The 21,349-nt window shown below is 38.4% G+C and carries 24 protein-coding genes and 6 pseudogenes; 14 read left to right on the forward strand and 16 right to left on the reverse strand.

The window, feature by feature from the left end:
* Positions 1-104: 104 nt before the first annotated feature.
* The 6 genes and pseudogenes from PN838_RS03050 (at position 105) to PN838_RS03075 (ending at position 2,892) form a co-directional block, all read left to right on the forward strand.
* Positions 105-512 (forward strand): cupredoxin domain-containing protein, encoded by a 408-nt coding sequence (locus tag PN838_RS03050; RefSeq protein ID WP_272179731.1) that lies wholly within the window; start codon positions 105-107, stop codon positions 510-512.
* Positions 481-558 (forward strand): annotated as a pseudogene (locus PN838_RS03055) (hypothetical protein); the annotation flags it as partial. The gene PN838_RS03050 and the pseudogene PN838_RS03055, both read left to right, overlap by 32 nt.
* Positions 559-570: 12 nt before the next feature.
* A complete protein-coding gene (locus tag PN838_RS03060) occupies positions 571-1,506 on the forward strand; it encodes a c-type cytochrome (protein ID WP_272179732.1) in 936 nt (311 codons plus the stop codon).
* 1 nt (position 1,507) lies between these two features.
* Positions 1,508-2,065: a formylglycine-generating enzyme family protein gene (locus PN838_RS03065; protein ID WP_272179733.1), complete on the forward strand. Its 558-nt coding sequence runs from the start codon at positions 1,508-1,510 to the stop codon at positions 2,063-2,065.
* The gene (locus PN838_RS03070) at positions 2,056-2,271 is read left to right on the forward strand and encodes a hypothetical protein (protein ID WP_272179734.1); all 216 of its coding nucleotides are present in this window, start codon (positions 2,056-2,058) and stop codon (positions 2,269-2,271) included. Before PN838_RS03065 ends, PN838_RS03070 begins: the two co-directional genes overlap by 10 nt.
* A 57-nt stretch (positions 2,272-2,328) precedes the next feature.
* On the forward strand, positions 2,329-2,892 hold the full coding sequence (locus PN838_RS03075) for an SCO family protein (protein ID WP_272179735.1): 564 nt from the start codon (positions 2,329-2,331) through the stop codon (positions 2,890-2,892).
* Between the two features lie 81 nt (positions 2,893-2,973).
* On the opposite strand, the gene PN838_RS03080 is transcribed toward PN838_RS03075, so the two are convergent.
* The 4 genes and pseudogenes from PN838_RS03080 to PN838_RS03095 form a co-directional block, all read right to left on the reverse strand.
* Complete coding sequence (locus PN838_RS03080) at positions 2,974-3,369, reverse strand: universal stress protein (RefSeq protein ID WP_215961857.1); 396 nt, start codon at positions 3,367-3,369, stop codon at positions 2,974-2,976.
* A 177-nt stretch (positions 3,370-3,546) separates the two neighbouring features.
* Positions 3,547-4,181: pseudogene (locus tag PN838_RS03085) on the reverse strand (sulfotransferase family protein).
* A 128-nt stretch (positions 4,182-4,309) separates the two neighbouring features.
* Positions 4,310-5,167, reverse strand: a complete 858-nt coding sequence (locus tag PN838_RS03090; protein ID WP_215961859.1) for a PA4780 family RIO1-like protein kinase — start codon at positions 5,165-5,167, stop codon at positions 4,310-4,312.
* 117 nt (positions 5,168-5,284) lie between these two features.
* The gene (locus tag PN838_RS03095) at positions 5,285-5,695 is read right to left on the reverse strand and encodes a UPF0158 family protein (protein ID WP_272179736.1); all 411 of its coding nucleotides are present in this window, start codon (positions 5,693-5,695) and stop codon (positions 5,285-5,287) included.
* A gap of 662 nt (positions 5,696-6,357) precedes the next feature.
* Here PN838_RS03095 and PN838_RS03100 point away from each other — a divergent pair.
* Positions 6,358-6,558 (forward strand): hypothetical protein, encoded by a 201-nt coding sequence (locus tag PN838_RS03100; RefSeq protein WP_272179737.1) that lies wholly within the window; start codon positions 6,358-6,360, stop codon positions 6,556-6,558.
* 76 nt (positions 6,559-6,634) lie between these two features.
* Positions 6,635-7,327 (forward strand): GGDEF domain-containing protein, encoded by a 693-nt coding sequence (locus tag PN838_RS03105; protein ID WP_272179738.1) that lies wholly within the window; start codon positions 6,635-6,637, stop codon positions 7,325-7,327.
* Between the two features lie 496 nt (positions 7,328-7,823).
* Here the strand turns inward: PN838_RS03105 and PN838_RS03110 are convergent, their stop codons facing one another.
* The 5 genes and pseudogenes from PN838_RS03110 to PN838_RS03130 form a co-directional block, all read right to left on the reverse strand.
* Complete coding sequence (locus tag PN838_RS03110) at positions 7,824-8,225, reverse strand: hypothetical protein (protein ID WP_272179739.1); 402 nt, start codon at positions 8,223-8,225, stop codon at positions 7,824-7,826.
* Between the two features lie 130 nt (positions 8,226-8,355).
* A pseudogene (locus PN838_RS03115) lies at positions 8,356-9,547 on the reverse strand (IS3 family transposase).
* An 81-nt stretch (positions 9,548-9,628) separates the two neighbouring features.
* On the reverse strand, positions 9,629-9,952 hold the full coding sequence (locus tag PN838_RS03120) for a hypothetical protein (protein ID WP_272179740.1): 324 nt from the start codon (positions 9,950-9,952) through the stop codon (positions 9,629-9,631).
* 154 nt (positions 9,953-10,106) lie between these two features.
* Positions 10,107-10,394, reverse strand: coding sequence for a toxin-antitoxin system YwqK family antitoxin (locus PN838_RS03125; RefSeq protein WP_272179741.1), 288 nt, complete (start codon positions 10,392-10,394; stop codon positions 10,107-10,109).
* 136 nt (positions 10,395-10,530) lie between these two features.
* Complete coding sequence (locus tag PN838_RS03130; protein WP_272179742.1) at positions 10,531-10,980, reverse strand: SRPBCC family protein; 450 nt, start codon at positions 10,978-10,980, stop codon at positions 10,531-10,533.
* 170 nt (positions 10,981-11,150) lie between these two features.
* Here PN838_RS03130 and PN838_RS03135 point away from each other — a divergent pair, with 170 nt between their 5' ends.
* The 3 genes from PN838_RS03135 to PN838_RS03145 all read left to right on the forward strand — a co-directional run bounded on the left by PN838_RS03135 (position 11,151) and on the right by PN838_RS03145 (position 12,114).
* A complete protein-coding gene (locus tag PN838_RS03135) occupies positions 11,151-11,438 on the forward strand; it encodes a winged helix-turn-helix transcriptional regulator (RefSeq protein WP_233402556.1) in 288 nt (95 codons plus the stop codon).
* 150 nt (positions 11,439-11,588) lie between these two features.
* Complete coding sequence (locus tag PN838_RS03140; protein WP_101343117.1) at positions 11,589-11,837, forward strand: type II toxin-antitoxin system Phd/YefM family antitoxin; 249 nt, start codon at positions 11,589-11,591, stop codon at positions 11,835-11,837.
* On the forward strand, positions 11,827-12,114 hold the full coding sequence (locus PN838_RS03145) for a type II toxin-antitoxin system RelE family toxin (protein ID WP_272179743.1): 288 nt from the start codon (positions 11,827-11,829) through the stop codon (positions 12,112-12,114). The genes PN838_RS03140 and PN838_RS03145 overlap by 11 nt, the downstream gene beginning before the upstream one ends.
* A gap of 68 nt (positions 12,115-12,182) precedes the next feature.
* Here PN838_RS03145 and PN838_RS03150 read toward each other — a convergent pair whose 3' ends face one another.
* Both PN838_RS03150 and PN838_RS03155 read right to left on the reverse strand, forming a co-directional pair.
* Positions 12,183-12,899: a hypothetical protein gene (locus tag PN838_RS03150; RefSeq protein WP_272179744.1), complete on the reverse strand. Its 717-nt coding sequence runs from the start codon at positions 12,897-12,899 to the stop codon at positions 12,183-12,185.
* A gap of 27 nt (positions 12,900-12,926) precedes the next feature.
* Positions 12,927-13,133, reverse strand: coding sequence for a hypothetical protein (locus PN838_RS03155; protein ID WP_215961867.1), 207 nt, complete (start codon positions 13,131-13,133; stop codon positions 12,927-12,929).
* 270 nt (positions 13,134-13,403) lie between these two features.
* Here PN838_RS03155 and PN838_RS03160 point away from each other — a divergent pair.
* A pseudogene (locus PN838_RS03160) lies at positions 13,404-14,448 on the forward strand (IS110 family RNA-guided transposase).
* 524 nt (positions 14,449-14,972) lie between these two features.
* Here PN838_RS03160 and PN838_RS03165 read toward each other — a convergent pair.
* On the reverse strand, positions 14,973-15,383 hold the full coding sequence (locus PN838_RS03165; protein WP_272179745.1) for a hypothetical protein: 411 nt from the start codon (positions 15,381-15,383) through the stop codon (positions 14,973-14,975).
* Between the two features lie 817 nt (positions 15,384-16,200).
* Between PN838_RS03165 and PN838_RS03170 the strand changes: the two are divergent.
* Positions 16,201-17,467: pseudogene (locus PN838_RS03170) on the forward strand (IS110 family RNA-guided transposase).
* 34 nt (positions 17,468-17,501) lie between these two features.
* On the opposite strand, the gene PN838_RS03175 reads toward PN838_RS03170, so the two are convergent.
* The 4 genes from PN838_RS03175 to PN838_RS03190 form a co-directional block, all read right to left on the reverse strand.
* A complete protein-coding gene (locus PN838_RS03175) occupies positions 17,502-17,819 on the reverse strand; it encodes a hypothetical protein (RefSeq protein ID WP_272179746.1) in 318 nt (105 codons plus the stop codon).
* A gap of 117 nt (positions 17,820-17,936) precedes the next feature.
* A complete protein-coding gene (locus tag PN838_RS03180) occupies positions 17,937-18,368 on the reverse strand; it encodes a DUF4279 domain-containing protein (protein ID WP_272179747.1) in 432 nt (143 codons plus the stop codon).
* A 121-nt stretch (positions 18,369-18,489) separates the two neighbouring features.
* The gene (locus tag PN838_RS03185; RefSeq protein ID WP_272179748.1) at positions 18,490-18,861 is read right to left on the reverse strand and encodes an SMI1/KNR4 family protein; all 372 of its coding nucleotides are present in this window, start codon (positions 18,859-18,861) and stop codon (positions 18,490-18,492) included.
* 510 nt (positions 18,862-19,371) lie between these two features.
* Positions 19,372-19,962 carry a hypothetical protein gene (locus tag PN838_RS03190; protein ID WP_272179749.1) on the reverse strand — a complete coding sequence of 197 codons (591 nt, stop codon included), beginning with the start codon at positions 19,960-19,962 and terminating at the stop codon, positions 19,372-19,374.
* 262 nt (positions 19,963-20,224) lie between these two features.
* Here PN838_RS03190 and PN838_RS03195 point away from each other — a divergent pair.
* Positions 20,225-21,195: pseudogene (locus PN838_RS03195) on the forward strand (integron integrase).
* The last annotated feature ends 154 nt before the right edge of the window (positions 21,196-21,349 follow it).

Below are 21,349 nucleotides of genomic sequence, written 5' to 3' on the forward strand. Positions count from 1 at the left end.
TAGCAATTAATCGTCAATTTAGTTGATCTAAATCAAGCCAACATTCCATCAATAGCCAATACTCACCCCATAGATTTTAATTCAGTTAACAAAAGGTTAATGGCATGAGAGTTCGACAAATTACACACATAATTGGGTTGTTGTTCGTCATTGGAGTTATATCAGGTAATGCACAGGCCAATAACTTAAAAACAGAAAAGGCAATACTGACTGCCCCGCCAATGGTGCCACCTCCACTCAACCGCGATCACAGTGCTAAAGTGGTTATTAAACTCGAAACCAAAGAGCAAATAGGCGCTCTCGCCGATGGCGTTGACTATGTTTTTTGGTCCTTTGGTGACACGGTTCGAAGTAGTTTTATTCGGGTCCGTGAAGGCGATGAGATCGAATTTCATTTGTCGAATCACCCGAGTTCTAAAATGCCACATAATATCGATTTACATGCGGTAACCGGACCTATAGTGGCGGCGCCGAGTCATCATTTACCGCCCAGGACACACATCGACATTTAGCTTTAAGGCTCTAAATCCGGGTTTGTATATCTATCACTGTGCCACAGCACCGGTTGGGATGCATATTGCAAACGGTATGTATGGACTCATTTTGGTCGAACCTGAAGAAGGCCTACCACCTGTAGATAGAGAATATTATGTTGTTCAAGGCGATTTTTATACCAAAGGAGAGTTTGGTGAGGCCGGTTTACAACCTTTTGATATGGCAAAAGCCATCGACGAGGACGCAGACTATGTTGTATTTAATGGCTCTGTTGGCAGTACAACAAATGAAAATGCATTGACCGCGAAAGTTGGTGAAACCGTTCGACTCTATGTTGGTAACGGTGGCCCCAACTTAGTATCGTCGTTCCACGTTATCGGAGAAATATTTGATACTGTCTATGTTGAAGGTGGAGATCTCAAAAATCATAACGTGCAGACTACATTAATTCCAGCGGGCGGCGCTGCCATTGTCGAATTTAAAGTCGAAGTACTAGGAACCTTTATTTTAGTCGATCATTCTATTTTTAGAGCGTTCAACAAAGGTGCATTGGCCATGCTCAAAGTCGAAGGAGCTGAAGCAGAGGCAATATTTTCAGGCAAACAAGCCGACAGTGTATATTTACCAGAAGGCTCAGCAATTCAATCACTTGAAAATAATCATATGGCTGTTACGGCAAAAACCAAAGCTGAACAAATTCGCTTCGGCCAACGTGTATACGAGGCCAACTGCATGGCTTGTCATCAATCAAACGGTCAAGGGATCCCTTCTGCATTTCCACCGTTAGCAAAGTCTGACTACCTAATTGCCAACCCTATGTTAGGTGTAGATGCAATTATTCATGGCCTTTCAGGTCCGGTTAAGGTCAATGATGTAACCTATAATAGTGTTATGCCAGCAATGAGCCTTAATGATCAAGATATAGCTAATGTGATCACTTTTGTCCTTAATAGTTGGGATAACCTAGGTGGCCAAGTGACCGCAAACGAAGTGGCAAAAAGGCGTAAATAACATGATTACGATGTTGTTGCTGATGTCCGCAACATTGACAGAGCCGTCAAATATGGTGGCTCTGCCAAAAGGAAACTATAGGCCGCTTTACATGAGTAAAACCAGCCCACAAACAAAAGTAGACGCCTTTAGCATTGATGTAACCCCGGTGACCAACCAACAATATCTAACCTTTGTATTGACTAATCCAAGGTGGCAACCAAATTCAATACCGCAAATATTTGCAGAACCCCAATATCTTCAACATTGGCAACCAATAGCAGATCAAAAAACTAGCGAATTTAATGATGAAAACAAGTTAGTAACGCTTCCTTCTGCAGATCAAATGAATAGTCCTGTGACAAATGTATCTTGGTTTGCCGCACAGGCCTATTGCAAGGCTCAAAACAAACGGTTACCTACGGTTGCTGAATGGGAACGAGTCGCAAGTGCTAGCGAAACTCAGGAAAATGGCAGTTTAGAAAAGGATTATCATGCTCGTATTTTAGAATGGTATAGCCGCCCGAATAGCAAGTTTTTACCAGAAGTTGGCTTAACATCGGCAAACTATTGGGGGTAAAAGACTTACATGGATTGATATGGGAATGGACTGAGGATTTTAACTCTGCCTTGGTCAGCGGCGAATCCCGCAGCGACAGTAATATCAATCAAAAATTATTTTGTGCTGCTGGCGCACAGGGGCGGCTGACCCAAGTGATTATGCCGCATTTATGCGATTTGGCTTTAGGTCAAGTTTACAGGCCAAATTCACCTTACCAAACTTAGGTTTTCGGTGCGCTAAAACATACGCGACAACATACGCTACAACACAGGATCAAACTAATGATTAAATTTAATATTCTAACGGTAAGTAAGATTATTGGGTTCATGTTACTGCTAAGTATGAAGTCATACGCAGTTCCACAAGACTCCATTTATCAGCTAAAAAACAACTGGCTAAATCAAGACGGAAAAACGCTTACGTTGGGCAGTTTTAATGGCAAAAAGCAGTTGGTGAGCCTTATTTACACCCATTGCTTGCACACCTGCCCTACTATTGTTTCAACGATGCAAGCTATTGAAAGCAATTTAACAGAAGACGAAAAACAAAATGTGGGTTTCATTTTAGTCTCATTGACGCCTACTACTGATACTCCGGAAGTCCTGCGAGAATTTGCTCAATCTAGAAAACTGAACTTAGATAAATGGAGTTTACTTACAGGAACGCCTGAAGACGTAAGGACATTGGCCATGGTTCTTAATATTAAATTTCAAGACATGGACGACAATGAGGTTAATCATTCCAATTTGATAACTGCATTAGACGATGAGGGCAGGATCAGGTTTCAAGAAATTGGCGTGCTTAGTAATGTGGCAAAAACAACCGATAAATTGAATACATTTTAACGGAAACTAAGCATGAAAATAATAGCGAAACTGGCAATAAATACGACAGTTTCGCCTGACAATTGACCGCAATCTCAGATATTAGATCTTGATGAGTGAAACATCACATTTAGCGTAATTTGCCACACCATTCGCGGTTGAACCTATCAGAGCATGTAAGCCCTTTTTAGAATGGGTACCTAGTATTATTAGGTCGGCATTTTTCTTCTCAGCCAAAGTGCATATCTGCTCATAAGGCTTACCAAACTTAACTGATACATTCTTCTGAGAAATACCCAATTTATCAGTCATGGCATTAATTGTAGGTAAGGTTTTTTCCTTAAATTCTTTTTGATAGTCCTTAGGCAATAAAGAATACGAAATCACATTAGTGACATATAGTTTTGCGTTACATAACTGTGCAAATTGGTGGGCTTTTGCAAGCACATTTTCACCTTCGTCACTGGCTTCTATCGCACATACAATCGTTTTATACATAAGAACTCCTAAAAGTTGTAATCCTAATTACATAAGTTATCAGTAGTTTAAGTCTTTAACAATCAATTTGGGATGGCTATTTACATTTCATTTATTGATTTGCAAAACTATACCAAACCGGTATAAAAAACAGTGTAAAACAACTCGATAATTATCTAACTTTACCCGGTTCTAGCACTATTTTGGGCCGTCTAAAACATAGTCAAAATATTTTCTATGCTCCACTCCGGCAAGATTAGAATTTACTTTACTTTTATGTTTGTATTCTCTCCAACTCGCGACGTTACGACCCACATTTAACTTTGGAAAGGTTGTACTATCGGTCATTGGCAGTTCCAAAAACTCACTCATTCTTTGTAAACTATCGGAATGACTAACATCAATTGATAAAAAGTCTTCGCGGTCTTTAAAATAAGCCAACACACCTCGTTGATGGCGAATGTAGCAGTCTGTCAATTCAGCCTGTGACAGCGGTAGATTTACGGAAAAAGTATGGTGAAAGCTACGTTTTAAAATTGGATGAAATTTACCAAACTTTGGAACTAAGTGAGGCGCCATTTTCCCTAACAACATCGTTATAGAAGGCAACCAAGAATCGAGTTCTCTGGTTAAATAAATAAATTTAGAATTGGGAAACAATTGGTCCAAATGTTTATAGTCGCTAAAACACGGAGCATCAGATATAGCGTCAGCAACTTCAAATGCTTTTTAGTAAAAGCAGTATGTGCCACAGTTAAACCCATTTCTAATAACGCGACACTAATACTGGTTGTTCCGGTTCGCGGCAAGCCAATAATAAATATTTTCGACATACAAAATTTCTTTTATTTACAAATAAGGAGATAACTGATCGGTAACGATTGGAATAAGGCCAAACTCGTTGTTGGCCTGTCACCGTTTAGCCTTTGATAAAGGTAATTAACAACCTGAACTACGAAAATTAGAATTCGTCATCAGGGCCATTTATCCGTTCTTGCCGTTCAAGTTCTTCTTCCATCGCAGCGTTTATTTCCACCAAAATCCCTTCTACATCGGCAATGGTATTATCATCCTCAAATTCACCTGTAAGTGTTGAATTTGGAGTTAATTTACCTTCTTTAAATAAGGCCCACATTTCTTTAGCGTATTGCGTTTCTAACAACTGTGGTGCAAATTCACCGTAATAACGACGCATATTGTTAACGTCACGAATAAACATTTTTTCAGCGCTATTGTTTGCCGCCGCATTCACCGCCTGAGGTAGATCAATTATTACAGGGCCAACGTCGTCAACTAAAACATTAAATTCCGATAAGTCACCATGGACAATGCCCGCACAAAGCATCAGCTTAATATAATGCATCATCTGCGCATGATCTTTGAGCGCCTTTTCCTCAGACATCGAAACATCACCAAGACGTGGCGCGACATCTCCGTCTTTATCAGAAACCAGCTCCATGATTAACACACCATCGACACAACCAAATGTTTCTGGTACGCGCACCTCAGCATCGGCTAAACGTGATAGAGCGTCTATTTCGGCATTTTGCCAAATTTCTTCTTGTTGCTGACGGCCATAGCTTGAACGTTTTCCCATTGCACGCGATTGACGGCCACTTCGGACTTTACGCCCTTCTTGATACTGAGCGGCATTTTTAAAACTGCGTTTAACGGCATCTTTATAGACTTTTGCACAGCGAGTTTTATCGCCACATCGAACAACAAAAATATCGGCTTCTTTGCCACTCATCAAGCGACTAATTACTTCGTCAATTACACCATCATCGGCGAGGAGTTCAAGGCGTTTAGGAATTTTCACGTATACTCTGCTATCGGATTTTTAGATTCGGTGGTTATTGTAACAAGAAAATTCACCTTGTTTTTGCCTATTTAGCACACTTAGGCAAAGTGATATCGGGAACCTAATATTTTGCGCTTAAGTGTAGTTAATTGAATTGGCTTTACACCAGTCGATTACGGCTACCTTAATTTTATTGTTTTCATAGGCATACCAATTATCAGTTTGGCCTCTGTTATCCAACAGCGTTTTGAAACGTTCATAAGCACCACTTCTGCTAAAAACAGATAAAATATAGCCGGATTTATCAGGCATGTTTAAAGCAGTAAATTCCAGTGCGAGCCGTTTACCTAAATCTAAAGCACGTTTTGTCGGAATTTGAAGGTATTTACCTGCTTCATTTAGATCACTAGGAGCAGGTTCGTCGATCAGATCCCCAATGTAAATAATGTCACCACTTTTACGATTAATATACGCTTCATTATCAAACACATGTGAAGCTGAAACAAATTCAACGGCGTTTATAATTTCATCTAAGTCAATAATCAATGTGTATTTCCCCTACTACGTTACATACTTACACCAGTCTACAATGGCTAAAATTAGTAGTTATTTCAAAAGTGAAAAACCTCATTATGCTTAAGGTTTTAAAAAGTAAATGCGTTTTATACCACCACTTTAGATGGAATATAAAGCTTAAACCCTTTAACTAGCGCTCGTAGTATTTTGTAAACGATTTAACCTTCATGCAACATGACCAGTCGCTCGCGGATAACTTACCAAGTTGAATGTATGTAAATGTTATAACAATTATGTTGACGTATTTACTTAAGTAAATGATTATTTTTAGCTGTATTAGGTAGCTAAATATATGTTCTATATTTGGACGATTTGGACAGCTTATTAGCCTAATAAAAACCATTTTAATGTAGAGTATTAATGTTAGCAATCAGGCTTTGCGTTCAGTTTACATGGGCCAACTTGCACTGTATTATTGCTTTTTGGTTTAAAACCAAGTAATTAAGAAATATTGATTACGGTGAAAGCGCAATACAATAGACAACGTTTAAAACATATTTAAAAATTAGATACATAAGTTATAAATTTAGAGCTATTTACTGGTACTAAAAGTGGCTATCAGATGATCTAAAATTTTTCTATTTGTGAGATTACCTGCCTTAGTAATTATTCAATTTTATTGCGAGTGCGTTATGATCAATCAGTTACAGGAAAAATACCAGTTGTCACTTTTATTGCTATTAGCCACAGTAGCAATCTTGGGTGTTTTTCCATTTGTTATCGTGCGCTATATGGCTGGCAATTATACCGCAGCGATAATTGATATGTCTCTAATAGTCGGCATGATTGTTTTTGTTGCTTTTGCCTATTATTCCAAAAAATTCGGATTTTAAGCGCTGTAATCGCGATATTTATTAATACTGGAGTCGTTGTTATCGTGCTCGCAAATGGTATGGATAGTTTTTTTGGGTGTACCCTGTCTTTGCCAGCACTTTTATTCTACTCAAACCTATCGAAGCTTTTGGTGCAAATATTGTCGCAGGGGCTTCATTGGTGGCTCTATCAGATATATTTACTGTTATCTCGCTCGAATCATATATCGTCACTATATTAATGTTAACGATAAGCGCGTTTGTATACTCTAATCACAGCCTAAAGCAATTCAAGTTATTAGAAGAACTCAACACAATTGACCCCTTAACCGGCGCTTTCAATCGCCGGGCACTAACGACAGATTTAGACGCCGCGTTATCCAGTTCAGAACGTAACGGCAGTAGTCAATTATTAGCTATTTTAGACGTAGATTACTTTAAAAAAGTAAACGACAAACACGGGCATGCTGCTGGTGACCAAGTGCTAAAAGACTTTGTTAGCATAACCAAAGCACATATTCGTAAGTACGATCGGCTTTACCGTTTTGGTGGGGAGGAATTTGTGTTGTTGATCTCTGGAATGGACAATCACCAACATCGCTTTATTGATAATCTTAGAACAGCAATAAAAAATGAGTTAAAAACCCCCGATGGAAAAGAAATAACAGTTTCATTTGGCGTAGCACCTTGGGTTTTAGGAACGACAGCCGATTCTTGGCTTAACAGTGCCGACAAGGCCCTCTACCAAGCGAAAGAAAACGGCCGTGACTGTGCTGTTTTCAGTGATTAATAAATGCCATTGAGCTAATGAATGTTAAAACATCTATTGCGGCTAGCGTTGCGATAAAAGCAATATTGGACACCAAGGCTTGAGTTTTGAGTCAATACGTTAGCCATTCGTAAGAACATCCCATTCACCATAATTATCAAATGGGTCTGTAATCGATGCAAAGTTTGCGCGAAACCCAATGCGTCATTATTCCGCCAGAAGCCCATTGTGAAACGTCATCGCTTAACAATAACGGACGAAACAATTTAAGAAAAAGTAAATAGCTTATTTTTCCAACCAAAGATAGGAGTACAGCAAGATGACATTAATGGACGACTATTCATAATCCCTGACTTATCAATGATATGTTTCATCTTAATTTGAAGCATAAAACATTAGTTTCCAAAAAGAGATTTGAGCCACTAACGCCCAACTTTCGGTCAATTTATAGTTGGTTAAAGTAAGCGACAAAGGAACAAAAACCAACGGTTATGTGTCCTCTTCCTTCATGCGCTTGTTAAATGGTAGGTCTTGAATAGACAGACAACAAAGGAAATTTACTCTCTCCAAAATTGATAGTTAAGGAAAGTGTTTCGTCTGCTTTGAAATTTTGAGAAAACTCAATGGGAATTATGCGTTGACCATTTGCTACTAATGCCATGAGGTGCTTATTGGTTAAACTCCGACTTCCTGAAGCTAAGTTTGTCAAAGTTACCACAGCCCAACGTTCACCGACTTCATTACTCATTAGTACAAAATTATTAACTTGAAAATCACTTTGCTCTGGCTGAGTATTTGACTCATTAGGGAAAGCCAAGCCAAAGCTGTTAGGCACAATTCTATCGATGGAAAGAACCTCATCACTTGAGTATGCAACAAATGAACTGGCTAGTAATATCCAAGAAATTATCTTTAACATTTTAATCCCCTAAAGGCAAATAACGCCTCAAAAAAGAGGCAAAAAATAGTTACTTAAAATAAGCGACGCAGGAGCAAAAACCAACTGTCATTTGTGATCTTCACCCGATAAAGTGGACACCGTCCACGTTTTAATTTACTGCCAATTCAAACTCGGCAGGTGATTTATATCCTAAACTCGAATGCAATCTCTGTCTATTGTAAAAGTAATTTAGGTAACCCTTTAATTTTGAATGTAATTTATTGCTGCTATCAAACGTATTCCCTCGAATTAAGTCTGCTTTTAATGAATGAAAGAAGGACTCGACTTCAGCATTGTCGGTACAGCATCCAGGCCTATTCATACTGGCTTTGATGTTATGATTTACTAAATACTTTTGTACGACGTGGGCGCGGTATTCTGCGCCTCGGTCAGTGTGAAATAACACACTGTCTGTTGGCTGTCGTTTCTTTATTGCTAGTCTGAGCGCCTTTAGCGTAAGCTCAGTTGTCTTGTTTTTACCAAACGCCCAACCTATTATTCGACGTGAATACAAGTCGATGACCACAGCAAGATAGTGCCAACGAGCACCGACTTTTAAGTAAGTCACATCACCTGACCACTGTTGATTAATTGCCGTTGGCTTTTCAATATCTTTACGTTTATTTTCTATTTCTTTGTAGAAGAATTTAACTTTCGCAGGTTTGCTGTAAGTCTTTAACGCTCTTGCTCTTAACCCGTTTTCACGCATTAAGCGCGCAACACGTTTTTCACTGGTTTTAACACCTTGTTTTTTAAGCGCCTGAAATACTCTGGGACTACCATAGGTTTCATGGCTCGCATTAAAAGTATGTTCAATCTTCAACAATAAATCCGCATCCGAAATATCTCGAGCTGATACAGGTCGATTTATCCAAGCATAATAACCACTGCGTGAGACGTTAAGCCATGAGCATAGGTATTTGACGCCTAAGGTTTGTCCGAACTTTTGGATGAATCCAAATCGTTCTGATGTACTTCCGCCAGATACCGTTGCCACTTTTTTAGCAGGTCGTTCTCCTGCCTAAGACGCTCGTTTTCTTTCTTGAGCTTTTGGATATTATCCAATTCTTTTTTGTTGGGAGTTTACTCATTATTTCGTCGTTGCCTTGATAGCGCGGCGTCTTTTTAAACTTACCTTCTCGATATTCTTTTCGCCAACGACTAAGCATTAACGGATGAATATCTAGCGCCTCTGCAACGTCCTTTGACATCACATCGTCTCGTAAGCTTAGTTCGACTGCTTTGATTTTGAAATTAACGGGGTAAAACCATGTCTTTCTAGGTTGGGTATATTTAGGCATTTTAGCCTCCTCAAAGTGATGAGGAGGTGTCCACTAAAACGGGTGAAGAGCATTGTCCTTATTTAACAGCTTGTTATATTCTCAATCCACTGAAATTGTTAAAGTTACTGAAATTCCGCAACTCTCGCCATAGCCAAAGTTTAAATAATAAATCTCATTTACACTCGATTGAGCAGTAAACCAAACCTTGGTAACACCTTCGTCTTCAAAAGGTTTTAAAGTAGCAAAGAAATTTGGATTTTCTAGGCTACCTTTAAAAATAGCCACATTATCAAATTTTTCATCTTTGATTTCTTTTGGAATCGTAACAATGATTCTGTATGAGCCTTGGTCTAGCTTTTTATTCACATCAAAAAGATTTGAGTATTCTATCTTCCAATCGCTCATTTGTTTTTCTGAAATCATACAAGTTGTTGCATGAGAGAAAAAGCAAAAGAAATACAGTATAAAAGCTAAACGCATACTCGAAACTTTCCTGAAAATATAACGCCGCCAACACGCGCGTATTTTTTGTGGAGCCGCAGGCGGAACGAAAAATACGTCGAGGTGCTTGGCCTTGTTATGTGATTGCGGTAGCGTGGTCATTGCCTGACTTCAACTGTAGCTTTCTGTGCATTCTTTTTCCATCTTTCATATCTGTGACTTTATAGATTGCACCGGATTTATCGTATGTAGTCCATTCTCCAACCTGGATACCGTCTCGATAAGTTCCAGATCTCATTTTGGTGCCGTCCTTGCGAAACCACTCCCAATACCCAACTGGAGTATTACCTATCACCTGTCCTTTAGCCCAAATCGAACCATCTTTATGGTACTGGGTAAATTCTTTGACAGCCTTCTTATTCATTTTTCTTGCTCAATGTTGAACGTTCACATAACGCTCGCTTCTGCTGCGCCGAAACTGGAGTGTTTTTGTGTTAATGTTTGAGAGCAGCGAGTAACACAAAAACGCGGAAGTTTTGGCGTCAGACTAGAAGCGCTTGTTAGCCTTTATTTACTCTAGCAATCTGCTTTTCCAAATAAGCCTTAAATGCTGACCCAAAAAAGTGATCCCAGCCAGAATTACAAATACTATAGCAATTTACTTCTGGAGTTAACCCAACATGAGTAAAATGAACATCCGTATTTTCACCCTTACCAATGATGCTGAACCGTAATGTCGTGTTTTCCCACTCCCTCCTCATTTCCGGAGTTGTAACTGGGTGAATATGATCTGCTTGATAGCAGAACAGTTCTACGAGTCTATTTGCTTCTAGCTTAACAACTTCAAAAGACCATGTAGTGCCATCTTCAAACTTAGCTGTTGTTTTATCCCCAGTTCTATCTACTGTAGATGTCATATCAGTCCACCAATTTGACATCTCTTTTGTTAGTGCATCAAAAACACGCTTCGGGGTGACTTTGACTGTTATTGTATGTTCGTAATTTTTCACTATTGAGCCCTCTTCTGTATTGTAGAGAATAATATACTTAAATCAGTATAAAAATATAAGTAGGCAATAATTTAGTATATAGTATGTTTTTTAATACTATTGGCATTATAAGTCGACCTATGACATCGAGAAAAAATACAACGCAATCCGCCGAAGGGACGCTATGCCCAATGCCTCAGATAGCAAAACTCATTGGAGGAAAATGGAAATTAATTGTGCTGCAAATTTTGATTTTTCATGGAACTCACAGATTCAATGAGTTACGCCGGAAGATCGAAGGCATCACTCAAGCTATGCTTACAAACCAGTTAAGAGCACTGGAAGAGGATGGATTAATATCGAGAAAAGTTTACGCGGAAGTTCCTCCACGCGTCGAGTACTCTGCTACGCAAAAAGCAATGGATTTAAATGAAATGTTTGAAGCCATGCATCGCTGGTGGGTTACGTATGAAGGCTAACGCCTCGTTAAGAGGCAAATAATATGTTGGCTAAAATAAGTGAGGCACGAACAAATAGCCAACTGTTATTTGTCCTTCTTTAATGACTTGTTATGTTTCATCGCTTATACTAAACCTAATTAACGACCACTTTAAAGTACTGGTGATAGTATGACAACTAGAATATTAACTGAAGCTGCTGCAAGTATAAGCGAATTAAAAGCTAATCCAATGAAGGTTGCTTTAAGCGCACATGGTGAAGCCATTGCTGTTTTAAATAGAAATGAACCTGCCTTTTACTGCATACCAGCAGACACGTATGAGTTTATGATGGATCACATGGAAGATCTAGAGCTATTAGCAATTGCTGAGCAACGTAAAAATGAAGCTAGCATAAAGGTTAGCTTAAATGAGTTATGAGTTAGAATTTAAAAAGTCAGCACTAAAAGAATGGAAAAAACTAGGGACAACTATTCAAGCTCAATTTAAGAAAAAGCTCGTAGATATTCTAGAAAATCCACACATTGATAGCGCAAAATTGTCTGGAGGTAATGAACTTTACAAAATAAAATTGAGGCAAGCTGGCTATAGGTTAGTTTATGAAGTGAACGATTCAGTGGTTACAGTGACAGTCATTTCTGTTGGAAAACGTGACAAAGGAAAAGTATATAAAGTTGCGATGGACAGATTAGTATAGAAACATAACGCCCGCATTTGCGGCTGGTTTGGAGCGCAGCGGAAAACCAGTCCGACAACATGCGCTTGTTATGTTTTGGGTAGTTTAAGACCATGCTCAGCCTCTAGATACTTAAGAACTTTATGTAGTGCTCTATATATATTTAATTCATTAGCACCAAATGGGTAGTATCCACTGATTAACTGTTCGGCAGGAATGTCTCGGGGCACGGTTCTCCGTTTGTATTCATTTTCACCATCGTAAAATTTGACAGGGTAACGAAATGAGCGACCTTCACTTTCTAATTCGCCCCAACTCCCGTAATTTTGAATATTCCCGTTGTAACACTCGCTACCTATGATGTTCTCGATATCAATCAAAATATTCTTCAGCGGATCGATTTCGGCTCGTGTCCGTTGGATCGCCTCATAACTTGAGGCCTTGTTCTGTATATATTCAAGCTGACCCCGAAAATAGTTGTCATTCTCTGATTGAGCCTCAAGCACCCATTGGTTATATAAATCGTTTCCCTGATTGCCGTTTGAAAGCTCTTTCAATTCTACGATTGCTTCTAGTTCGTCTTGAATTGAAGAAAAACGTTCTTCCCAGCTTTCGAAACTTTCCTTGGCCTCTTGGATTAAAGTTTCTTTTTCTTCATCAGAAATGCATGAATAATCTAGAGCCACAAAATTTCTATATGCATCAAGCTCTTCCTTGACTGTGTAAGTTTGCATTTCCTTGTCTTCAGGCCACGCTTCTTTTGCAGCACTTGTGATTTCTTCAATTACTGAGTCAGGAACTGGCATTTAACCTCCTTGAAAACATAACCCCTGTTATAAGCACACTGCTGCACAGTTACCATATATAATTTTAATAATGAGTCCATCATCATCGCTAAACTCAGCAATATTTAACCCGTTAAGTTCAGAAAACTTTGCATCCGATATATATACAGGATCATTTACAAAATTGAAGTCTACGCTATCAAATCTGATGCTCCAACTCACCCTTTGATAATCTTCAATAGTAAGAATAAACATATCCTTATCGAAATCAAATTCATATTTCTTAACTTGGCTATCAGGCCAGCATATTTTGGACAAATGACGATTCAAGTTACTCATAATCCTATGTGCTTATAACGCCCAAATAACAGGCTAAGTAATAGTTGGCTAAAATTGTGTAGCGAAGCGAAACGTAGCCAACTGTTACGTGTCCTTGTTAATTTTCTTGATACTTATTGAACCTTCTCCCCGAAGTTTAGCTTTTAGCTAAACTTCAAGGCGACCAAACCAAAAGGAGAAAGCTCAATGAAATTTTATACTAAATTACACAATTTTTACTGCGGAATCGACCTACATGCTCGAATTCTTTATGTCTGCATATTAAATAACAAAGGCGAAAAGGTTCTTCACCAGAAGATTGGCGCTGATAAACGAGCGTTATTAAATTTGCTGCAACCCTATATAGGTGACGTGGTCGTTGCCGTTGAGTGTATGCATTGCTGGTATTGGGTCAGTGATTTATGCGCTGAGCACAACATTGATTTTGTCCTAGGTCATGCTTTATATATGAAGGCTATCCACGGTGGTAAAGCCAAAAACGATAAAATCGACTCATATAAAATTGCTAGTTTGTTAAGAGGCGGTAACTTTCCTCTTGCCTATGATTATCCAAGAGAGATGAGAGCGACTCGCGATTTACTGCGCCGACGAACTAAGTTGGTTCAGCATGGAGCCCAACTTAAAGCTCATGTTGTAAACACGAATAGCCAATACAACTACCCTGCTCTTGAGTTAAACATGAAGAATAAATGTGTCAGGGATGAGTTTAAATCCCGCTATGACGATGAGGTGGTTCAGCGAAACGTAACCTTTGATTTAGTCATTCTCGAAAGTTATGCCCTAGAGTTAAAAAAACTAGAATGTTTTTAGAAAATAAAGCAAAGCAACATCGACCTGACTACTATGCTCAGCTCAGAACGGTGCTTATAGCATTGGTTTAATCCTAGCCATGACTATCTTATATGAGATTGGGGATATCAACCGTTTTGAGTCCGTACAAAATTTTGCTTCCTACTCTCGATTAGTGAAATGTAAGGCTGAATCCGCTGGGAAAACCTACGGCACAAGTGGCAATAAAATTGGAAACGGTCATCTTAAATGGGCATTCAGTGAAGCAGCCGTGCTCTATTTACGAGGTAATGACAAAGCTAGACGCTACCTAAACAAACTGCAAAAACGCATGAGCAAAGCCAAAGCGTTATCGGCTTTAGCACACAAGCTTGGTCGAGCAGTCTATTTCATGTTAAAGAATAAAACGGTATTTGATGATGAACGTTTTTTAAAAGCTTAAGTCGCACAATGGGGTGAGCTGAACGCCTAACTAGATAAGAAAGAACTATCGCGTGTTATTTGTGGCCTATTTGTTTTAAGCAACATATCGCAGGTAAATATAGTCGCTGTATAAGCTACTAGGTCTTGATTAGACACCCCATTGGTGCGCATTAACAATGAGCAAAATTGTTTACACCTTAGCTGAGCCTGAAACTAACTGGACTTATGAGCCAACTGACTTGAATAGCGCCTTCGTAAGGTTAACCGATGAATGTCTCGGCTTTGGCATCCTGCGTCGCTCTACCTCCTAAATCCATTTAGTCGTAGTGCCCCTAACCAACAAAAGGAATGACGGAGTTAGGCAGTGATGAGATCACAATAAGAGAGCCTCTATATGTGTTTGCCGTAAACAATTTTAACGGCCACAATGACATTGCGAAGTAGATTATTTTGCTGATTGACGAATACAATTAGCTGCCTAACAGCAGCTAAAAAGATCCTATTGTCTATTTGACGGAAGAAGGTTCATATGTGTTATACGTACTATGGCACAAGTTCTAAATTACATTCAACTCTTTGCTTTATAGCTAAATCTTTACATTTAGCTTCAGGGTATTTATTAAGAAATTCAATTATAACTTGGTTGCTTTCATATGTAGGACTATTCATATTTAACTCATCACAGTATTCACCTACACATCGATTGTCCCAATCATACTTAGTAAGAATGAAAAACCTCAATGCTTTTGAAACTTCATTGGTATCCTTTAGTGATCGTTTATACAAATCAATATCTCGTCGAATTTGTAACTCAGGATCAGTAGCCATTTTTATGAATTCATCAAATCTTTGGAATGAATCGTTGGCGATATTTATTGAGTTGAATGCCGTACCTGCGATAAAACTAATTATGCACAATATCAATACAATCAATGAAACTAGAAATTTACGCATATATTCCCTGTACGTATAACGCCCAAATAATGGGCTAAAAATAGAGGGCTAAAATTGAGCGAAGCGAACAGCCCGCTGTTTTTAGTCCTGTTAATTTGCTTGTTATATGCCGCTACTAGATGGTGCGAAAAATTGAAAAAACACCATTAAAAACACCGACAATATTAAGTAACCGCTAGTTGTGACACCTATAGGGATTACAACTGCTTGCCACGGTTTTAAAATTAGTAATTTACGAATAACAAACACAAAAATACCAACAGATAAAATAGTATTTGCTATACCGTCCAGATCTAATGTGAAAACCACAAGATTACAAAGTAGCTCTATAGAAGCTAAAGTTGACGCAAGAATAAAACATCTTTTAACTCGAAGCGAATCAACCTTAAGCCACTTGAGCACTATATAAAAAATACCAGCATAAACAGGTATCATCAATAATGGAAAGAAATATATTAGCACCCGACTTCCTTAGGCATATAACGCCTCACTAAGAGGCTAATAATAGTTGGTTAAAATAAGCGACGAAGGAGCAAAAACCAACTGTTATTTGTCCTCATTGAGTGACTTATAGTTGCTCCGTTCCACTAATTAATCTGTTTACCTAGCTCATTAATAAGCGGAATATGCTTCTGTTGCTTACGAATATTTGAGCGCAAACACTCGATGCTTTTAACAAGACTTTCGGAGCAACAGAGGTCACTTGTTTCAATACGCATATTCAGGGATTGCCGTTTATATCGACTATCTATAAGACCTGCGAGAAACAATATTTCAGCCATATTCCATGGTTAACTTTACGCTTCGGAGTTAAAAAATGAAAGTATTTAATCCTTCCGATTTTACTGCTCTTATCGCTATTGATTGGGCCGACCGTAAGCACGACATTTGTGAACTCGATCACCAAAACAACAAACCCATTTTTAGCGTAATTTCCTCTAAACCCGAGGCGATTAGTGCTTGGGCTAATGCTTTAAAGCAGAAGTACAATGGGCAACAAATTGCGGTCGCCTGTGAATTAAAAAAGGGGCCTTTAATTTACGCATTAAGTAAATTTAAACATATCGTTTTGTTTACTATCAATCCGTCAACTGTCGCAAAATACCGAAAGGCATTTACACATAGCGGTGCCAAAGATGACCCCACTGATGCAGCTATCCAATTAGAAATATTGCAACAGCACATGAGTAAATTAAAAGTTATCACTCCCGACACCGAAAGTATTAGGTCACTAGCTCAACTGGTGGAATACCGCCGAACACTGGTGCAGGACCGAGTTGACTTAACGAATAGGCTCTCCACTACATTAAAAATTATTACCCGCATGTACTTGATTGGTTTAAAGAAAAAGACAGCATGATAATCTGTGATTTTCTTTCACGTTGGCCATCACTTGCACAAGTTAAACGGGCTAGAAAGCAAACCTTAATTGACTTTTTTAACCAACACAATTCACGTTACTCAGCGGTAAATGAAAAGCGTATTATAGAAATTAAGCAAGCTGAACCATTAACGAACGACAATGCCATAATCAGTCCTAACCAACTTCTTGTTGAATGTTTGATTGGGCAACTCAAGCAATTAATGTCATCAATCGAACGATTCGACCATGAGATAAAATCGATTTATAAAAAGAACAGCGACCGATTTATTTATGATAGCTTGCTAGGAGCTGGTCCCCAAATGGCCCCTCGATTATTAGCCGCAATGGGGTCAAATCGCGAGCGTTACCAGTCATGTGAAGAGATACAAAAATACGCCGGTATTGCTCCTGTAACGGAACGAAGTGGCAAAAAGAATGGATACATTGGCGCTACTCATGCACAACCTTTTTAAGGCAGACATTTGTAGAATGGGCTGGTCAATCAGTGCGATATTCGTTTTGGGCCAAAGCTTATTACCAACAACAAGTAAGCAAAGGAAAGCCACATAATACTATCATTCGTGCGCTGGCATTTAAGTGGATAAGGATACTGTTTAGATGTTGGAAAACAAAGACGGCATACGATGAAACAACCTACCTTGAAGCACTAAAGCGTAAGGGCTCACCCCTTCTGAAATATGCGGTGGAAAGTGAGTATTAATACTTGCTGTCCACCTCAGGGCGTGTTGTTAGGGTTACTTTGACACCTGATAACCCAATGATTTTATTACTTGGATTGTGTCAAATACCACTTTATTTTTAACTGCTTGGTCAGCTTGAATGATAACAGTAACAGATTCACAAGATTCTTTAACTATTTGATGCTTAGTACGAAGTAAACTTTTAGAAAATTGAGCGTCACCAATTTTGACTTGATTGTCACTTGAGATTGAAACCCAAACGCTTCCTTGTTTAACCGCTCCAGAACAAGTAACAATATCAATAGGCTGATCTTTACAGCCTGAAAGAATAAGCAGAAATATTGCTAATGCTACGAATCTAATTATTTGCACATACTTTCCTTGTAACCCTAACGCCTAATTAACAGGCAAAAAATAGTTGGTTAAAATAAGCGACGAAGGAGCAAAAACCAACTGTTTTTTGTCCTTGTTTAATTTCTTGTTATGTTTCTAATCTTCAGGGTACGCGCATAAAACAATGGCGATACCTAAATCCGCAGTGTTTTTTAATAACGGTGGATCTAAATATATACTCATATTTATGCTATCAACACTAAACCAGCCAACAAAGTATTCAATTACCCCACCAGTAGAGCGCAATTTATTGAAGAAATCTTTATGCTTTTCTAATTCCGCATTTTTTTGAGCTATGAACTCTTCGAATAAAACTTCTTCTGCATCTATTCGTTTGCCATCACATAAATCTAAATTCCAGAACATGTCCTCATATGAACCACCAAGAAGCCGACCGTTTTTTGTTACCCTCAAGTCACCCGTGTCATGTGAAATCGTAGGTGATAAAGATAACGTGTCACTTATCGTTTTGGCATCAACTTGGGGATGTGAAATTTTTAATGAGACACGAAACTTATAATCTGGCACTGACCATCCCTAGAAACATAACGCCTCATTCAGAGGCAATAAAATTGCTGGTTAAAATTAGCGAGGCACGAGCAAAAACCAGCTGTTTTTTGTCCTGCTGAAATGACTTGTTAGTTGTACGTTATTCACCAGCCTCTAGAATCATTTGATCACGCCATATGGTTACGTTATCCCACTTTTCATCGGTAGTCCCATTATGCGACCAAAACACAACCTCACCTTTATTATTGATGCAATAGTAATCGGAGTTGTCTTCACAAATAGGCATGAGTTCTACTGGTAAATCGTAAAATTTTCGTGCACTCACTAAAGCTTCATATATGTCAGCATAACTTGGTGGGTCGACGATTTCCAATGTTTCAAGAGGAGCATCACCTAGATTATATCCAGATTTAATGAATGCCACATATTCGGGTGGAAAAGTGAAACCTAGTTTTTCTTGCGCTTTTGCAATTTCAATATCGGTAGGTATTCTCAGTTCAAATTCTTCCATTTACTCTGACTCGGATTAAGTACAACTAACGCCTCACTAAGAAGCAAAACAGTTTGTTGGACTGGTTGTTGCGGTGTTTGCAAGAACCGGTTCAACTCTGTTTTGTCTTTCTTTAGTGACTTGTTAGCTGGCAACCTTCAGAGTGTGCAATTTACTGCTGCCACTGTAAGTTACCGACTAATCCAAGCCAAAACAGAATTCCATTGTGAGACAATTTTTAATTAATAATTCATGGTTCAACTTTCTCAGAAAAACCTCAATTTTTCAAAACATAAAATGTGAGTAGCCAAACTACCACACTACTTAAATACTTTACGAAACGTTATCGGGATTTGGTGCAAACTAGGAAGTGATGAAATATTGCTTTGATTTGAGCAGAACACATTCCTTGTTTAAATAAAAACCCTAACCCTTCCTTTGACTTGCTAACGCCCTAATAACAGGCAATAAAATAGTTGGCTAAAATTAGCGACGAAGGAGCAAAAGCCAACTGTTTTTTGTCCTTGTTAATTAGCTTGTTATGCTTTGATACCAGCCAATCGCTTCCATTTTAACTTTAACTTCCATTCCTTGAATGTCTAAATTCATACACGCTAAAACTTCAGCGGCAGTAACCCAAATAGACATTTTTGGATTGTTTGTAACAAGGTCGTGTCTTGTTACCTTTTTCCCTTTAAATTCTGTTTCATCGATTACACCGTGGCCGGCCCACGCAACAAATGCTTTTAATTGGTGTTTATCTAAATTGGAAATGTAGTTAGGAAAGTTGAAGTTCACATTTTCAATTTTATGCGCTAACTGATTTCGTAAATTAGCAAGCTTAGTTAAAAAGTTTGCTTGATCTTTGTATATCGCATCCATTTTTTCAAGGAGTACAATTTTGCCATTACGGGGATTGGCTTGTTCCAAAAAGGCTAATTCGGTTTCAACTTCAGGAGCTCTAAACCTAACGGATAGTAAATGCGTTGAAGCAGCTTCAAATAAAGCACTTATTTTAATGACAAATGACCAGTCATCTTCCTTTATTAACCCTTCGTAAAAACCGCTAGGTAAACCAAGTCGTGATTCAAAATCGGAAACATCTTTAAATATATCACTCAACTTAAACTAGACTCCTATAGCTAAATTTTGCGAAAAGCATAACAGTTTAATCAGGGGAAAGTTTCCTCATATCCTGAAAAATATTTTCCCTGTGTTTATTTTATTTATTAGTAGCAAATTCTTTGGGGTGCTTGCAACGTTTATGTTTGGGAGATTGTGGTTTTTGGTGGATTTGTGGAAATGCGGAAAGTTTCCTCATTTCTTGACTAGTGAGGAAAATGCGTAATACTGTATATAAAAACAGCACTCATAAGGATATAAAATGCAAACTCGGTCGCCATTTTTGAATAGTATTGCTGATTTTATGTATAGTCGACAATATGCAAAAAAATCAATTGAAACATACTTGTTTTGGATCGCAGAGTTCATTCATTTTCATGATAAACGGCATCCAGTGACGATGGGTAATACGGAAGTTGAAGCATTTTTGGATTATTTGGTGCTAACTAAAAATGTGGCGGCGAGGACGCAAATGACGGCACTAAATGCACTTTCCTTTTTATATAAACATGTTTTAAAAAATGAATTGTCGCAAAATTTGTGTTTTGTAAAAAGTAGTCGCCAGCAAAAGCTTCCAGTTGTTTTAACTCAGGAAGAAGTAAAAAAGTTAATGACCAAGTTGCATAAGCGTCATCTCCTAGTGGCAAGTTTGCTGTATGGCAGTGGTTTGCGTTTAATGGAGGCTATGAAACTTAGGGTTCAGGATATTGATTTTGACTACAAGTGTATTCGAATTTGGAATGGTAAAGGCAATAAACATCGTGTTGTTACACTTGCTCAGGAGTTAGTTCCAGCTTTGAGGAATCAAATTATTCAGGTCGATGAATATTTAAAACTCGATTTAGACAATGAACAATATGCTGGAGTTTGGTTACCACACAGGTTAAGTAAAAAATACCCTGGAGCGAATAAAACGTTGCATTGGCATTTTTATTTCCATCCCATAAATTAAGTGCTGACCCGGAAACCGGTGAGATTAGGCGTCATCACATTGACCATTCGGGTATCCGTAAAGCCGTAAAAGCAGCGTCAATAAATGCGGGTATCACCAAGCCCGTGACACCCCATACTTTGCGTCACTCCTTTGCCACCCATTTATTACAATCCGGTGCAGATATTAGAACGGTACAAAGTCAATTAGGTCATACTGATGTCCGAACGACACAAATCTATACACACGTTTTGCAACAAGGTGCGAATGGCGTTGTCAGTCCGTTAAGTAAGCTGTACTAATTTACCTTTCGTTGATGTAAAAGGTATTATTTTTTTGAGTTAAATTTGCCATACCAACTCTGAAATTTTTACTAACATTGGTTCTAAATTGATATCTTTTTACCGCTGTAAATAAATTTTGGAATAATTTAAACTTTTTGTTGTTCTCACTCGA

The sequence above is a fragment of the Psychrosphaera algicola genome, assembly GCF_028401425.1.
GTDB classification, from domain to species: Bacteria; Pseudomonadota; Gammaproteobacteria; order Enterobacterales; family Alteromonadaceae; genus Psychrosphaera; species Psychrosphaera algicola.